12 protein-coding genes are annotated in these 16023 nt (G+C 72.6%); 8 read left to right on the top strand and 4 right to left on the bottom strand.

Features of this window, described 5'->3' with window-relative positions; genetic code table 11:
• Positions 1 to 65: 65 nt before the first annotated feature.
• Positions 66 to 659, bottom strand: a complete 594-nt coding sequence (locus tag DFH01_RS26295; protein WP_109873509.1) for a transposase — start codon at positions 657 to 659, stop codon at positions 66 to 68.
• A gap of 90 nt (positions 660 to 749) precedes the next feature.
• A complete protein-coding gene (locus DFH01_RS27960) occupies positions 750 to 1439 on the bottom strand; it encodes a PEP-CTERM sorting domain-containing protein (protein ID WP_199231426.1) in 690 nt (229 codons plus the stop codon).
• A 177-nt stretch (positions 1440 to 1616) separates the two neighbouring features.
• On the opposite strand from DFH01_RS27960, the gene DFH01_RS26285 reads away from it, so the two are divergent.
• From DFH01_RS26285 to DFH01_RS27950, 5 genes are all read left to right on the top strand, one after another.
• Positions 1617 to 2051, top strand: coding sequence for a DUF2442 domain-containing protein (locus DFH01_RS26285; protein WP_199231425.1), 435 nt, complete (start codon positions 1617 to 1619; stop codon positions 2049 to 2051).
• A gap of 39 nt (positions 2052 to 2090) precedes the next feature.
• On the top strand, positions 2091 to 2303 hold the full coding sequence (locus DFH01_RS26280; protein ID WP_109873507.1) for a type II toxin-antitoxin system VapB family antitoxin: 213 nt from the start codon (positions 2091 to 2093) through the stop codon (positions 2301 to 2303).
• The gene (locus DFH01_RS26275; protein WP_109873506.1) at positions 2300 to 2671 is read left to right on the top strand and encodes a type II toxin-antitoxin system VapC family toxin; all 372 of its coding nucleotides are present in this window, start codon (positions 2300 to 2302) and stop codon (positions 2669 to 2671) included. The genes DFH01_RS26280 and DFH01_RS26275 overlap by 4 nt, the downstream gene beginning before the upstream one ends.
• A 65-nt stretch (positions 2672 to 2736) precedes the next feature.
• The gene (locus DFH01_RS28360) at positions 2737 to 3252 is read left to right on the top strand and encodes a hypothetical protein (RefSeq protein WP_158287914.1); all 516 of its coding nucleotides are present in this window, start codon (positions 2737 to 2739) and stop codon (positions 3250 to 3252) included.
• Positions 3253 to 3262: 10 nt separating this feature from the next.
• Complete coding sequence (locus DFH01_RS27950) at positions 3263 to 4024, top strand: hypothetical protein (RefSeq protein ID WP_146217152.1); 762 nt, start codon at positions 3263 to 3265, stop codon at positions 4022 to 4024.
• 37 nt (positions 4025 to 4061) lie between these two features.
• Here the strand turns inward: DFH01_RS27950 and DFH01_RS26270 are convergent, their stop codons facing one another.
• Together DFH01_RS26270 and DFH01_RS26265 are read right to left on the bottom strand one after the other, a co-directional pair.
• Entirely contained in the window at positions 4062 to 6137 is a 2076-nt protein-coding gene (locus DFH01_RS26270) for a hydantoinase/oxoprolinase family protein (protein ID WP_109873505.1), read from the bottom strand.
• Positions 6137 to 7774 (bottom strand): hydantoinase B/oxoprolinase family protein, encoded by a 1638-nt coding sequence (locus DFH01_RS26265; RefSeq protein ID WP_109873504.1) that lies wholly within the window; start codon positions 7772 to 7774, stop codon positions 6137 to 6139. Before DFH01_RS26265 ends, DFH01_RS26270 begins: the two co-directional genes overlap by 1 nt.
• Positions 7775 to 7861: 87 nt before the next feature.
• On the opposite strand from DFH01_RS26265, the gene DFH01_RS26260 reads away from it, so the two are divergent.
• The 3 genes from DFH01_RS26260 to DFH01_RS26250 are packed head-to-tail and all read left to right on the top strand — an operon-like array spanning position 7862 to position 15947.
• The gene (locus DFH01_RS26260) at positions 7862 to 9358 is read left to right on the top strand and encodes an AMP-binding protein (protein ID WP_158287913.1); all 1497 of its coding nucleotides are present in this window, start codon (positions 7862 to 7864) and stop codon (positions 9356 to 9358) included.
• On the top strand, positions 9345 to 10742 hold the full coding sequence (locus DFH01_RS26255) for an MFS transporter (protein WP_233256304.1): 1398 nt from the start codon (positions 9345 to 9347) through the stop codon (positions 10740 to 10742). The genes DFH01_RS26260 and DFH01_RS26255 overlap by 14 nt, the downstream gene beginning before the upstream one ends.
• Positions 10743 to 10790: 48 nt before the next feature.
• A complete protein-coding gene (locus DFH01_RS26250) occupies positions 10791 to 15947 on the top strand; it encodes an alpha-2-macroglobulin family protein (protein WP_109873501.1) in 5157 nt (1718 codons plus the stop codon).
• Positions 15948 to 16023: the final 76 nt, after the last annotated feature.

The following is a 16023-nucleotide window of genomic DNA, read 5'->3' as shown; positions in this document are numbered from 1 at the left end:
GTCGGGGTGGGGGCGCGACCGACCGCCGGCACATCAACGCGTTCGCCTGACCCCTCGCCGCCCCCTCACCCCGTCGTCCTCCACCGCCAAGGCTGCCCCGCCGCCCATTCCGCCAGTTCCAGCAACCCCCGCATCACCCCGACCGACAGCCCGCCCGAAATTGCGCGCGCCCGCGCCGCGATCCCCTTCACCGTTTCGGACAAATTCGCATCCGGCAGCCAGTTCACCTCGGCCGGCAGGGCGCAGGCCAGGCCGAGGCGGCGGGCGAAGGGGATGGCGATGCGGGTGATCCGAAACGCGCGGCGATAGGCGCGGACGATGAACCACTCGATCGCGCGCAGGGGATTGTTCCGGGCGAACTCCGGATGGTCGGAGACGCGCAGCAGCATCCGGTGCAGGTTTTTTCCGAGTGCCGCGCGGCGCAGTGCGCGATGGGCGGAATCGGCCTTTCCCAGATTTTCTGGAAGTGCCCGCCACGGCTTGGTGGAGCACGCGACCCAGAAGATGGCGTCCCAGGTGTAGCGCGCGAGGGTCGGCGGCCGGCCGCGGGTGGAGCGGTGCAGGATGGCGGACAGCGCCGCCCATTCGATGTCGGTCAGCGGGCGCCACGGGCGCGGGGCGGAGCGGCGGAGGGGGAAGGCGGGGGGTGCAGGGCGCATCCCCTCAGCATATCGGAAAACAATCCTAGTATCGAGTCGAAATTCCTCGGGTGCGGCCCCGGCAGGGTGGCCGGGGCCGCAGCCTGCCGATCAGCCCGCGCCCCGCCTGCGCAGCGTGGCGAGGCCGAGCAGGCCAAGGCCGAACAGCGCGAGGCTGGCCGGTGCCGGCACCCCAACCACCGTGTCGTCGCCGAACAGGATCACGCGGCCACCATCGGCCACATAGGCGGGGTTCACGAAGAATCCTGCCCCGGGCCGCAAGGCAAACAAGAGCGTTTCCCCCGCGCGGGCGGACTGGTCGCCGAGGTAGCCGGCGGAGAGGACGAAGCCGATCATCGTGCCGGGCGTCGAGGAGAAGCTGGACACGCCGAGGGTGGGAACGCCGCTGGCGGTGCCGGAGCTTACGCTGTTCACCGGGCCGAAGGTGCCGAAGCCGGTGGCGGGCTCGCTGGGGCCGCTGCCGAGCTGCACGACGCCGATGTCGAAGCCGAAGGCGGTCGTGAAGAAGCCGGAGCTGACCGCATTCCCCATGCCGCCGATCCGGATGCCGGTGAGCGAGCCGAGCACCGCCTCAAGGACCGCCTGCGAGGGGGCCGGGCCACCCACCCCACCGATGCCGAAGCTGCTGGTGGTGAGCGGGACGGAGATCGCGCCGAAGCTGCCGGTGGGCGGCATGTTGAACTGCGCCCAGAGTTCGATGGGCGCGGCGGCGGCCGGCGAGGCCATGCCAAGTGCGATTCCCGCTGCCGCCAGCGTGCGCTTCAGTGTCTGCATCGTCATGTCGCATCCCTGCCCGGCTTCGCGATGCCCACCCTTGGGCCGCGATTCCGCCGGGCGACGTCCTACGAGCCGCTTTGCAAGACGTGTGCCGCAAATGGAACCGATGAGGTGACAATGACTTGCGGACCTCGTCGGTGCCGGGGGCAGGGGAGTGTAAAGCCTTCCGACAGTGGGAGGTTGGAGGACCGCGAGCGGACCTCCGACGCGCTGGCGTGCCGTGCGCGGCTGCGCGGGCCGCGCGCCGAGAGCGCGCATGACGATGCCGGCCGCGACCGGGTGATCGTGCGCCTGACCACCGGCGTGGAGATCGGCTTCGCGCCGCGCGATGCGGAGGGTCTGGCCGGCGCGACGCGGGAGGAGTTGGCGGTGATCGAGGTGGAGGCCCTCGGCCTCGGCATCCATTTCCCCCGGCTGGACGCCGATTTCCATGTGCCGGCGCTGCTGGAGGGCGTGCTGGGATCGAAGGCCTGGATGGCTGCGCGGCTGGGCGCGGCGGGCGGAAGGGCGCGCGGCGGCGCGAAGGCCGCGGAAGGTGGCGGGGGGCTGAGCGGGGCAGGCTCGGGCGTCGTCGCGCGGCGGCTTCCAACCGGCATTGAATGCGGCATCGACTGATGTCAAATCCTGTGCCTCGACCGCTGTGGACAGATCGCCATGCGGACCACGCTTGCCATTGATGACGCGTTGATTCAGCGCGCGCGCGAACTCACCGACATCAAGGAGACCTCCGCTTTGGTGCGGGAGGCGCTGGACGCGCTGATCCAGCGCGAGGCGGCGCGGCGCCTCGCGCTGCTGGGCGGCACCATGCCGGAGTTGCCGGACATCCCGCGCCGGCGCAGCGCGCCCGCCGCGAAGGACGAGGCGTGACGCTGGTCGATACCGGCATCTGGATCGCGCATTTCCGGCATGGCGACGCGCGGCTGCGGCGCCTGCTGGAGTCGCGCCTGGTGCTGGGCCATGCCTTCGTGATCGGGGAACTGGCCTGCGGCCGCATCGCCGAGCGCGCCACGGTGCTGCGGCTGCTGCGGGAGTTGCCGCAGGCGGTGATGGCCGAGCCCGAGGAAGTGCTCGGGTTCATCGAGCAGCACGATCTGGCGGGCGCCGGCATCGGGTATGTGGACGCGCATCTGCTGGCCTCGGCCGCGCTGACGCCGGGCGCGCTGCTGTGGAGCGGCGACCGGCGGCTGGCGGCGGTGGCGGGACGGCTCGGGCTGGCGATGCCGGCAGAGGGGTGAGGGTGTGGCGGGCGGCGGTGGCATCGCGCCTCGAAATCACTGGCCAAAATCGGTACGGTAGCGGCATGCATCCCTTTCAGCGACTCGCTGCGGCCGAGAAGCGCATCCCAATTGAACCGACTTGGTCCCCTCCCGACGCTGACACGGAGTATTGCTGGATTGATGCGCCTTTGGAGATAGGCGGGTCAGTGGAACCCGGCCTTATCCTGCATGTCGGATTTCTTAGGTATCGCCCCGACTGCAATGTTACGTTTGAGGTGCGGGTGTCGACGAACCTCGCGCGGCGGCGCATCCCGCTGATGCGCATTGACTGGAAGGCGCTCAGCGGTGGTCATACCAACCAGCCTCGGCATGGCACGGAGTGGGCGGGGCGCCGCGTGGGCGACACACACAACCACGCATTCGTTCTCAATTGGCATGAAACACAAGCGCGAATGAAGAGGCACAACCTGCCAGTCGCCATGCCGATTGCAGAGTCGCTACAGGATTTTTCTGCGCTGCGTACTTACGTTGGAAGAGAGTTCAAAATCAGTAATATAGATACTGTTCCAGTACCGGGTTGGGAATACAAGCTACTGTGAGGACAGAGCGATGAGCGATGTCGCTGAAAATACAGTTGTCGCCGAGGCGGTGCGAGCTGTCGCGAGCGATCTTGTGTCCGTCCAGCACTGGAGAGATGCGAGTTTTGTGAGGCTTCCCCTCATTTACCCGAGCGGTTCAGGGGTTGCCGTCCGCGTCGATCAGTTCAGTGCGGGCACTTTTCGCGTGAGCGACAATGGGCTCGCCTTCCAGGAGATCGATGCTGTTGGCGCAGCCCGATCGTTCGCACGGACGGCGGCGACCGTGACCGAAGAACTGGGCGTCCAGCGCAACTCTCGCGCCGTCTTCGTAGATGCACCTGTGGATCAGCTTTATCGTGCCATCGCTGATGTCGCGATGGCCTCATGGCAGATTGCGGATCGCGTGTATGCGAGGATGCGTGATGAAGACGAGGACGGCATCGTCGACTACCTCGCGGAAAGGCTCGTTGCTATATTTGGGGAGCCCGCGGTGCAGACAGATGGAGCCACCGTGGTCGGCGCATCGACAATCAGTTGGGAGGTTACAGCCACGGTCGTGGTCGGCGGTAAAATCACGGCATTTCAGGCTGTAGGCTCGCATCCCAACTCCGTCTGGCGCGCGAACGCGGCCTTCGACGATCTCGCGGCTCTGCCTAACCCGCCGCGGCTAGTTGGCGTCGTTCGCAGTAAGCGAGAGCTTGGACCCCGCCTAACCCTGCTTTCGCGCTCCGGCGCTCGGATTATTGAAGGTGGCCAGTCCGACACTGACTATCGTGCCGCGGCTGCCGCATAAACAGAAGGCAAGCGAGCCCCTACTTCAGCCGAAAGCCTCAGGGCTCGCTCAGTCGTGCTGGTGCGGCATCTACTGCCACCTCCAACCACCCCCTCCCATCCAACCGCCCAGAATCCCCCGGCAGCAGCAGCACGGTCGTCGTGTCGCTCTCCACGATCGCCGGCCCCTCCACGCGCTGGTCCGGGGCCAACTCGGAAAAACTCCAGACCGGCAGCTCAACAAACGCGCCGCCGATGCGGGCGCGGCGGAGGCCCATCGGCGCGGAGGCGCCGCGCGGTGGGCGCGGGGGCGCGGGGCGGGGCGGCAGCTTGCCCACGGCGGCGACGCGGGCGGTGACCAGCACCACCTCCTCGCCGCGCAGCGCGTAGGTGAACAGCGCCTCGTGGCGGGCGTGGAAGGCCTCGGCGATGCGGGCGGGCAGGCCGGCCTTGTCCCAGTCCACGCCGTCCAGCGGCACCGCAACTTCGAAAACCTGCTCGCCGTAGCGCATGTCGGCGCTGCGGCGCAGCTCGGGCGTGCCGGTCATCCAGCGCGCCATCCGCGCGCGCGCCTTCTGGTCGAGCGCGGCGAAGAAGGATCGCACGGACTCCTCGGCGGGCAGGCCTGATGCGTCGGCGAGGCTTTGGGACACCTCGTAGCGCAAATCGGTCTGCAGCATGCCCCAGGCCGAAAGGCCCGCGGCCAGCAGCGGCACGGCCACGCGCGTCATCCCCAGGTCGCGCGCGACGGCGGAGGCGTGCAGGCCGGCGGCGCCGCCGAAGGCGAGCAGCGTGAAATTGCGGGGGTCGACGCCGCGGCGGACGGTGGCGACGCGGATGCCCTCGGCCATCGCGACATTCGCAAGCTGGTGGATGCCCGCGGCGCATGCCATCGGGTCCATGCCGAGTTTCGCGGCCAGGCGCGCGACGGCGGCCTCGGCGGCGGCGATGTCGAGGCGGCGCTGGCCGCCCAGGAAACGATCGGGGTCGAGGTAGCCGAGCAGCAGATTGGCGTCGGTCACCGCGGGCTCGGTGCCGCCGGCGCCGTAGCAGGCGGGGCCGGGCACCGCGCCGGCGCTGCGCGGGCCGACGCGCAGCATCCCGCCCGAATCCACGAAGGCGAGGGAGCCGCCGCCGGCGCCGAGCGTCACGATGTCCAGGCTCTCGAGCGCGATGCGCTGGCCGCCGACCTCGCGCCCCTTGCCGAGCGCGGCCTCGCCATTCGCGACGAGGGCGACGTCGGTGGAGGTGCCGCCGACATCGAAGGTGACGAGGTTGTCGCCGAGGCCGGCGCGGGCGAGCGCGAGCGCGGCGGCGACGCCGCCGGCGGGGCCGGAGAGGGCGGTGCCGGCGGCCAGGCGCTGCGCTTCCTCCACCGGCGCAACGCCGCCATGGGAGAGGATGACGAAGAGCGGGCCGTGGAATCGGGCGGCGTCGAGGCGCTGCTGCAGCCGGCCGAGATAGCGCGCGACGATGGGACCGACGGCGGCGTTCACGACCGTGGTGCTGAAGCGCTCGTATTCCTTGATCTGCGGCAGCACGTCGGCGGAGCGGGTGACGTAGGCCTCGGGCAGCGCGGCCTGGATGGCGGCGGCGGCCTGCGTCTCGTGCCGCGGGTCGCGCCAGGCATGCAGCAGGCAGATGGCGACGGCGTCCACCTTCTCGTCGCGCAGCGCGGCGATGGCGGTTTGCAGCGAGGTTTCGTCGAGCGGGATTTCGGTGGTGCCATCGGCGCGGATGCGCTCGCGGAGCGGCAGGCGCAGGTGGCGCGGGACGAGGGGTGCCGGGGTGGGCAGGCGGAGGTCGTAGCGCTCGGGCTTCAGGCCCTCGCGCATCTCGATGACGTCGCGATGGCCCTCGGTGGTGAGCAGCGCGACGCGGGCGGTGCGGCGTTCGAGCAGGGCGTTGGTGGCGACGGTGGTGCCGTGGACCAGGCGCTCCGTCACTTCCAGCAGTTCGGCGAGCGTCAGGTGCAGCGTGCTGGCGAGCAGGCGCAGGCCGTCGAGCACGCCTTCGGACTGGTCGTGCGGCGTGGTGGCGGATTTGACGAGGAGCGTCTCGCCATCGGCGCCGATGCAGACGACGTCGGTGAAGGTGCCGCCGACATCCACGCCGATGCGATAGGGCGCGCGCATCAGACCAGGCCCTCCTTCGCGTCGGCGTCGCGCAGCGCGGGGTCGCGCTTATCGGGCGGGCCCCAGCCGCCGCCGCCGCCGGAGCGCACCACCAGCACGTCGCCGGGGCGGAGCTCGACACCGGTTTCCTTGGTGCGCAGGTCGCGCTCGGTGCCGTCGGCGTGGCGCAGGGTGTAGCGGTGCGGGGCGCCGTCCGCGCCGCCGAGCATGCCGGCGGCGCCGTGGCGGATGCCGTCGCCGGCGGTGTTGGCCATCGCGGGCTGTTGCGTCTCGATCACCAGTTCCAGCTCGGCGCCGAGGCCGCCGCGGAAGGTGCCGTCGCCGGCGGAACCGGGGCGGAATTCGTGGTGGCGGAAGAAGAGGGGGAAGCGGGCCTCGGCCATCTCGACGCTGCCGAATTTCAGGCCGCCGGCGGAATGCCACTCGCCGGCGCAGGACCAGCCATCGCCCTTCGCATGCCCCCCGCCGCCGGGGCGAGCGTGGAACAGGTGCCAGACAAACTTCTTGCCGCGCTTCGGGTTTTCTCCGGCGATGGCGACGCGGAAGCGGCGGCCCCAGCCGCCCATGGCGCGTTCGGGGCAGGCGGGGGCGAGGGCCTTGACGATGGCCTCGACGATCTCGTTGGAGCAGTGGCTGGTGCAGAGGGTCACGGCGGCGCCTTCGCGCGGGCGGACGATGCTGCCCTCCTGCGCGACGACGGTCAGGGGGCGGAAGGCGCCGTCGTTCTTCGCGACCTCGGGGTCGAGCAGATAGGCCAGCGCCATGCGCGCGGCGCTGACGGTGTTGGGCCAGGAGGAATTGACGAAGCCGCGCACCTGCGGCGACGACTCCGAAAGATCCACCGTGATGTCGCCGCCGCGCTTCGTCACGCGCGCACGGATCGGGATGTTTTGCGCGCCGTGCCCGTCATCGTCGAGCGTCGCCTCGCCGAAGTATTCGCCATCTTCCCAGCTTGCGATGATGCGCCGCGCATGCGCTTCCGACAGGTCGAGGATCGTATCGGACGCCGCGGCCAGCTTGACCGCCCCATGCTCCGCCAGCAGCGCCTGCACGCGCTTCGCACCCAGCCGCGCCGCGCCCCACATCGCCATCAGGTCGCCCCGAAAGTCCCGCGCGATGCGCGTGTTCAGCGCGAGCATCGCGACCAGGTCCTCGCGCAGCGCGTCGTCCTCGCCGAGGCGGATGGGCGGGGTGCGGATGCCCTCCTGCCAGATTTCGAAGGCGGCGGGGTTGTAGGCGCCATGCGTCGCGCCGCCGATGTCGGACTGATGCGCGCGCACCACCGTCAGGAACCGCAGCGCGCCGTCCCCGAACACGGGAAGGACGATCGTCAGATCCGGCAGGTGGCTCCCGCCATGCCAGGGATCGTTCAGCAGATAGGTCTCGCCCGGCTGCATCGTCGCGCCGAAGCTTTCGAGCACCGCCGCGGCGGCGAAGGGCATGGCGCCGACATGCACGGGTATGTGATCCGCCTGCGCCACAAGCCGGGCCTGCGCATCGCACAACGCGATCGAGAAATCGCGCGAGGAATTCAGGATCTGCGAGGTCGCGGTGCGCAGCAGCGCCTCGCCCATCTCCTCCACGATGGCGCGGAAGCGGTTCTCGAGCACGGCGAGGGTCACGGGATCGGGCTGCATACGGAAAGGCTCATGCCCGGCGCGGGCAGCGTCAAGCCGCGGGCGGGCCTCTGGCGGCGCGGCCGGGGCGGGACCATGATGGCCGGCATGGCGCGCCCCGCCACCCTTCCCGCCCTGCTCGAAACGACCGCCGCGCGAAACCCGCGCGGGGCGGCGCTGCCCGGCTTCGACTGGGCGGGCGTGGCGGGGGCTGTGCGGCGCATCGCGGGCGGGCTCGCGGCGGCCGGGATCGGGCCGGGTGACCGCGTCGCGCTCTTCCTGCCGAACCGCCCCGGTTTCCTGCTGCTGCTGCTGGCGCTTGCACGCCGGGGCGCCTGCGCGGTGCTGCTCAACACGCGCTTCCGCGCGGCTGAGCTCGCGCCGCTGCTGGCCGGCGCGCAACCCAAGGCCATCGCCGTCGCGCGCGATTTTCCCGCCGTGGACGCAGATGCGATCCTCGGCAGCGTCCCGCCCGAGGCCCGCGCCTCGCTCCGCCTCGCCATCGGCGTGGATGCGCTGGGCGAAGGCGCGCTCGCAGGCCTGCCTGTGCTGCCCTTCGCCGCGCTGCGCGGCGCCGACGAGGCCGACCGCTCGACGCCGGATGCCGACTGCCTGACCTTCACCACCTCCGGCACCACCGCCGGCCCGAAGCTCGTGCTGCATCGCCAGCGCAGCATCGCGACCCACGCGCAGGACGTCGCGGCGCGCATCGGCACGGCGGCGCCGGGTGCGGCCTTCCTCGCCGCCGTCCCGCTCTGCGGCACTTTCGGGCTTGCGGCGGCAATGGCCGCGCTGGCCGGCGGCGCCGCGATCCACCCGATGGAGCGCTTCGACGCCGCTGCGGCCGATGCGCTGATCCGGCGCGAAGGGGTCACGCATCTCGTCGGCGGCGACGACCTGCTGCTGATGCTGGCCGAGGCTGCGTCCGGCCGCCCCTATGCACGCTTCGCCTTCACCGGCTTCGCCAATTTCCACGGCAATGCGGAGCGCGTGATGGCGGCCTCCGCCGCGCTCAACCTCGCCGTCCGCGGCGTCTATGGCAGTTCGGAAGCGCAGGCGCTCTTCGCGTTGCAGGACCCCGCCGGCCCCCATGCCGCCGTCGGCGGCGGCACCCCCGCCAGCGCCGAGGCCGCCTTCCGCATCGCCGAGGATGGCGAGTTGCTGCTGCGCGGCCCGTCGCTGTTCGACCGCTACCTGGGCGACGAGGCAGCGACGGCGCGCGCCCGCGTCGAGGGCTGGTTCCGCAGCGGCGATCTGGCGGAGGCGCAGCCGGAAGGCGGCTTCGGCTTCCTCACCCGCGCGGGCGATGCGCTGCGGCTCGGCGGTTTCCTCGTGTCGCCGGAGGAGATCGAATCCTTCCTGCTCGCGCAGCCGGGCGTCACCGCCGCGCAGGTCGTCGCGCTGGATGGCCGCGCCATCGCCTTTCTCATCCCCGGCGCCGCCTACGACGAGGCCGCGCTCCACGCCGCCTGCGAGCGCAGCCTCGCGCGCTTCAAGGTTCCGGCCCGCTTCGTGACCCTTGCAGAATTCCCCACCACCGATGGCCCGAACGGCCGCAAGGTGCAGCGCGCGGCGCTGCGCGAGATGGCTCGTGGCGCGCGTTAAGGATCCCCGCGCCGTTGCGATCATCGTCGCCAGCGCGCTGTTCATGCAGAACCTGGATTCCAGCGTGGTCGCCACCGCGCTGCCGGCGATGGCACGCGACCTGATGGTGGACCCGGTGCATCTCTCGGTCGCCATCACCTCCTACCTCGTCGCGCTCTGCGTCTTCATCCCGGTCTCCGGCTGGGTGGCGGACCGCTTCGGCGCGCGCCGCGTCTTCATGGCCGCGATCGTGCTGTTCACCTTCGCCTCCGCGCTCGTCGGCCTCGCGCAGGGCCTGCCCTCGCTCGTCGCGGCGCGCATCCTGCAGGGCGTCGGCGGGGCGATGATGGTGCCGGTGGGACGCCTGCTGCTGCTGCGCCGCGTCAGCAAGGAGGAGCTGGTCGTCGCCATGACCTGGCTGACCATGCCCGCCCTGCTCGGCCCCGTGCTCGGCCCGCCGGTCGGCGGGCTGCTGACCGATGCGATCTCCTGGCGCGCCGTGTTCTGGCTGAACATCCCGGTCGGCATCCTCGGCCTGGTGCTGGTCTGGATCTTCATCCCCGATGTCGAGAAGCAGGACCCCGGCCCGCTGGATGCGAAGGGCCTGGCGCTCTGGGGCTTCGCCATCGCCTTCCTGATGGCGGGGCTGGAGACGGCCGGCCGCGGCATCGCGCCGCCCTGGTTCGCGCCCACGATGCTCGGGCTGGCCGCGATCGCCACCGTGCTGGCCGTGCGCCATTCCCGGCGCGCCCGCAGGCCGGCGGTGGATCTCTCGCTGCTGCGCCTGCCGAGCTTCGGCGTCTCGATGGGCGGCGGCACGCTGTTCCGCGTCGGCGCCTCTACGCTGCCTTTCCTGCTGCCGCTGAAGCTGCAGCTCGTCTTCGGCCTGTCGGCCAGCGCCAGCGGCGGCATCACCTTCGCGACCGCGCTCGGCGCCTTCGCGATGAAGCCGCTGGTCCGCCCGCTGCTGAAGCGCTTCGGCTTCCGCGGCGTGCTGGTGGTGAACTGCGTGCTGGCGGCGATCGGCGTCGCGGTCTGCGCGCTGTTCACCGCCGCCTGGCCGCTTGTCGCGATCTTCGCCGTGCTGGCCGCGGGCGGGCTGACGCGCGCGCTGCAATTCACCTCGCTGGCGACCCTCGCCTATGCCGATGTGCCGCAGGACAAGCTGGCGCCGGCCACCGCCATGGCGGGCACGATGCAGCAGCTGGGCCAGGCGCTCGGCGTCGTGCTGGGGTCGCTCGCGCTGGAAGCGGCGATGCTGGCCACCGGCGCGGGCGGCGCGGGGCCGCGCGAATTCGCCATCGCCTTCGTGATCTCGGGCCTGGTCGTGCTCGCCTCGCTCCCCTCCATGCTGCGCATGCCGGCCGATGCCGGCGCGCGCGTCTCCGGCCACGGAGGACGGTGACGGCCGGCGCACCCGCGTGCCATGCTCGGTGCGACTGGGGAGATCGCCATGCGCCGCCTGCTCGCGCTGTTCTGCGTCCTGCTCGCCCTTGCCGGCCCGGCGCTCGCCTTCGAGCCGCCCGGCCTCGAGAACGACGCCATCGCCTACCAGGCGCAGTTGCAGCGCCGCTTCCCCGCCGGCGCCACGCCGCAGCAGCGCAGCCAGGCCGAGACACGCGCGCGCCAGGCGCAGAGCCGCAACGACTGGGCCGGCGCCGCCGCCGCCTGGGAGGAGCGGATCGGCATGGGCCAGGCCGGGCCCGACCAATGGCTCGCCCTGGGCGAGGCGCAGCTCCGCCGCAACCCGCCCGAGGCGATGCGCGCGCTGCAGGCCGGCTGGCGCGCCTTCATGCAGGTACCCGGTGGCCCGCCTGAGATCCCGTCCCTTTCCCTGATGGCGGAGGCGATGCGCCGCCTCGACCAGCCGATGTGGCAGATCCAGGCCCTGGAAGCGGTGGTGGAGCGCGCGCCGGAGGATGCGAAGCACCGCGCCGCGCTGGCCGAGGCGCGGCGCAGTGCCGGCCTGCTGGTCCGCCAGGTGCGGACCGAGCCGGATGCGGAACCCGCCCGCGTCTGCCTCGCCTTCACCTCTGCCCCGGCGCGACGCGACGACTGGCAGCCCGGCGACTGGGTGCGCGCCGAGCCGCCGCTGCCGGGCATGGCGGTGACGAAGGAGGGCGAGCAGATCTGCGTCGCCGGCCTGCCCTGGGGCCGCACCACGCGCCTTGTCCTGCGCGCCGGGCTGCCGGGCGAGGACGGGCTGCGGATGATGCGCGACACGCCGATCAACGTCGCGATGCCCAACCGCAATGCGCGCATCGTCTTCGACAGCCGTGCCTTCATCCTGCCGCGAGGCCAGGCGCCGGCCATGACCGTCGCCACGGTGAACGTCGCGGAGATGACGCTGCGCGTCACGCGCATCGGCGAGCGCAACCTGCTCGGCCTCACGCGCGACTGGCGGCCCGGCGAGCAGATGGAAAGCTGGCTCGCCGGCGGCTTCGCGGAGGATATGGGCCGCGTGGTGTGGGAAGGCCGCGTCGTGCTGCCGCCGGCCGAGCCGAACCGGCTGGTGCGCAATGCCATGCCGCTGCCGGATGCGCTGCTGACCGCCGGCCCCGGCGTGTATGTGCTGCTCGCCCGCCCGGCGGACGGGTCGCGCGGCCGCTTCCGCGCGGAAGCGGCGGCGGCCGTGCTGGCGACCGATCTCGGCATCACGGCGTGGCGCGGCACCGGTGGGCTCTCTGCGCAGATCCGTGGCTTCTCCGACGCGGCGCCGAAGGAAGGTGCTCGGGTCGCGCTGCTGGCGCGCAACAACGACATCCTGGCGGAGGCGACGACCGGCGCGGACGGCCTCGCCAGCTTCAACGCCGCGCTGCTGCGGGGCGAGGGGCCGCTGGCGCCCGCGGCGCTGCATGTCTTCCGCGGCGAGGATTTCGCCTCGCTCGATCTCGAGACGGCGGCCTTCGACCTCTCCGACCGCGGCGCGGCGGGCAGGCCGCATCCGGGGCCGCTGGATGCCTTCGTCTGGCTCGACCGCGGCATGTACCGCCCGGGCGAGACGGTGCAGGTGGGCGCGCTGCTGCGCGACGCGGGCGGGCAGCCGGTGGACATCCCCGCGCGGTTGCGCGTGCTGCGCCCGAACGGCCAGGTGTTCTGGGCCGTCGTGCCGCAGCGCGTGAACGGCGCGGCCTTCGTGCAGCGCGTGGCACTCTCCACCGGCGCGCCGGCCGGCGCCTGGACGGTGGAAGTGCTGGCAGACCCGGACGGGCCGCCGATCGGCAGCACCACCTTCCGCGTGGACGCCTTCGTGCCGGAGCGCATGGAGGTCGAAGCCGGCCCGCTGCCGCCCGCGCTGGTCGGCGGCCAGCCCGCCGAGATTCCGCTCACCGCGCGCTTCCTCTACGGCGCGCCGGCCGCGGGCCTGACCGGCATGGCGGAGCTGCGCCTGGTGCAGGATGCGGAGCCCTTCGAGGCTTGGCGCGGCTGGCATTTCGGCCTGGCGGACGAGGTCTTCTCGCCCGACCTGCAGAGCTTCGAGATCCCGGAGACGGATGCGCAGGGCCGCACGACGCTCACGCTGAACCTGCCACGCGCGCCGGACAGCACGCGGCCGGTGAAGGCCGAGGTCGCGGTGACGCTGGAGGAACCCGGCGGCCGCGGCAGCTCCACGCGCTTCTCCCTGCCGGTGCGCTCGGGCAACACGCTGCTGGCGATCCGGCCGGCCTTCCAGGGCGGCGCGGTGGATGCGAATGCCGAGGCCGCCTTCGACATCGCCGCCGTCAATCCGGCGGGCGAGGCCATCGCGGCCACGCTGCGCCTGCGGCTGGTGCGCGAGCGCCCCGACTGGCGCATCGTGCTGCGCGACCGCGTGGCGCGCTACGAGACGGTGTGGCGCGACGAGCCGGTGGATTCCACCGACATCCAGGTCGCGCCCGGGCGCCCCGGCCGCTTCGCGCGCACGCTTTCCTTCGGGCGCTACCGCATCGAGGTGACGCAGCCGAACGGCATGGCCATCGCGTCCTACCGCTTCCGCGCGGGCTGGGCCGGCGGGGAGTCGGCGGAGGTGCCGGACCGCGTGGACCTCGCCGCCGACAAGCGCGCCTACACGGCGGGTGAGGTCGCACGGGTGCGCATCACGCCGCCCTTCGCGGGGCAGGCGAGCGTGGCGGTGCTGACGGATCGCCTCGTGTCGCTGCGCGACGTCGCCGTGCCGGAAGGCGGCATCGAGATCGAGGTGCCGGTGGATGCTGCCTGGGGACCGGGCGCGCATGTGGCGGTCACGGTGTTCCGCGCCGGGCAGTCTCCCGCGGGGCGGCCGGCGCGTGCTCTCGGCCTCGCCTGGATCGGGCTCGACCCCGCGGCGCGGCGGCTCGATGTCGCAATCGAATCGCCCGACCTCGCGCGGCCGAACACGCGCGTCGAGATCCCGGTGCGCATCGCGGGTGCGGCGGGCGGCAGCGCGATGCTGACGCTCGCCGCGGTGGACGAGGGCATCCTGCGCCTCACGCGCTTCCGCTCGCCCGATCCGGTGGAACATTTCCTCGCGCGGCGGCGGCTCGGCCTCGACATCCGCGACGACTACGGAAGGCTGATCGCGCCGGCGGAAGGCGAGGCGGCGGTGCTGCGCCAGGGCGGTGACGAGCTGGCGGGCTCGGCGCTGGACATCCCGCAGCGCCTCGTCGCGCTGTTCCAGGGCCCGGTCTCGGTGGGCAGCGACGGCGTCGCGCGCATCCCGCTCGACCTGCCGGATTTCGCGGGCGAGCTGCGGCTGATGGTGGTGGCCTGGGACGGCGCGCGGATCGGCGCGGCGTCGAAGCCGATGACGGTGCGCGAGGCGGTGGTCGCGGAGGCGCTGCTGCCGCGTTTCCTCGCACCCGGCGACGAGGCGCGGCTGCCGGTGCTGCTGCACAACATCGAGCTGCCGCCGGGCGAGGTGGTGGCGACGCTGACGGCGAGCGGCGCCATCGAGCTGGCGGGCCCGGCGCGGCTGGCCCAGACTCTTGCGACGGGCGCGCGCGCCACGCCCGCCACCGCGCTGCGCGCGACGGTGGCCGGTGAGGGCGTGCTGCGCCTCGTCGTCACCGGGCCGAACGGCTTCGCCACGCAGCGCGAGGCGCGCATCACCGTCCGCTCCTCCCGCGCGCCGGTGACGGAGATCGCGACGCGCACGCTGGCGCCGAACGAGACGGCGCCGGTGCCGGTGCCGTCGGACCGCTTCATCGCGGGCACCTGGCAGGCGCGCGCGACCTGGGGTGCGCCGGTGCGCTACGATCCGGCGGCGCTGCTCGCCGCGCTGCTGCGCTTCCCGCTGGATTGCGTGGAGCAAGCCTCCTCCCGCGTGATGGCGCTGGTGCATGCGCCGCAGAACCCGGATACGGCGGCGGATGACGCGGCGGCACTCGGCCGCGCCATCGCCTCCATCCTCGACCGCCAGCGCTTCGACGGCCGCTTCGGCTTCTGGGGCGCGGAAGGCGAGGTGCAGGACTGGGCGAGCCTCTACGCGACCGAGGCGCTGCTGCGCGCCCGCGCCGCCGGCGTGACGGTGCCGCAATCGGCGCTCGAGGATGCGCTGCGCGCGGCGGAGGAAGGGCTGGATCGCAATGCGGACCAGCCGGAGCAGTTCGCGGCCATGGCCTATCGCGTGCATGTCCTCGCACTCGCCGGGCGCAACCGGCTGGGCGCGGCGCGGCGCCTTGCGGAGAATGTCGATGCGCTGCCGACGCCGCTGGCGCGCGCGCAGCTCGCCAGCGCCTTCGCGCGCGCCGGTGACACGCAGCGTGCGACGCAGCTCTTCGCGAGCGCGCTGGACGCGACCGCGCGGCAGTACTGGAGCTTCGATTTCGGCAGCGCCTCGCGCGACCTGCTGGCAATGGCGGTGCTGCTGAAGGAGAGCGGCGTGGCGCAGGATCGCCTGCCGAACCTGCTCGGAAGGCTGCCCGGCGCGGATCTCACCCCCGCCAGCACCAGCACGCAGGAACAGGCCTGGGCCGTCGCCGCGGCGCAGGCGCTCGGGCGCGACGGGCGGCCGGTGCGCATCCTGCTCGATGGCCGCGACCTGCCCGTCGCGGCGGTGGTCGGCGCGGCGCTGACCGGCGACGCCACCGCGCAGAATCGCGGACAGGCGCCGGTCGTGCAGGCGGTGTCGGTGGTCGGCGTGCCGACCTCGCCGCTGCCTGCGGCCGCGCAGGGCATGCGCGTGGCGCGGCGCTTCTTCGCGCTGGACGGCCAGGCGCTGAACCTCGACGCGTTGCGCACCGGCACGGATTTCGTCGTGCTGCTCGAGGCCCGCGCGCTGACCAACGAAAGCCACATGGCGATGGTGTTGCAGGGCCTGCCCGCGGGCTGGGAGATCACCGGAAGGCTGCCGGCCGGCGAGGTGCAGGGGATGCCCTGGCTCGGCACGCTGACCGAGCCCGACAGCATGCCCGCGCGCGACGACCGCTTCGCCGCGGCGGTGACGCTGACGCCGGAACAGTCCCTCGCGCGGCTTGCGGTGCGCATGCGCGCCGTCACGGCGGGGCGCTTCGAGCTGCCGGGGATGGAGGCGCAGGACATGTATCGCCCCGGCGTCTTCGCGCGGCAGAACAGCGCGCGGATCGTGGTGCTCGGGCCGGATGATCCCGCGCCCACGGCACCGCCCGCGCCGGCGCCGCAGCCGAGGCGGTAGATGGCGGAGGGCGCCCCGCCCCCACCCCGACCCTCCCCCGCACTGCGGGGGAGGGAGAAGAGCGCCGCGCTTCGCT

It is taken from the genome of Falsiroseomonas bella, from assembly GCF_003173615.1.
Lineage (GTDB): Bacteria > Pseudomonadota > Alphaproteobacteria > Acetobacterales > Acetobacteraceae > Falsiroseomonas > Falsiroseomonas bella.
The sequence above is the reverse complement of the archived record's forward strand: the minus strand, read 5'-3'. Positions and strand labels throughout refer to the sequence as shown.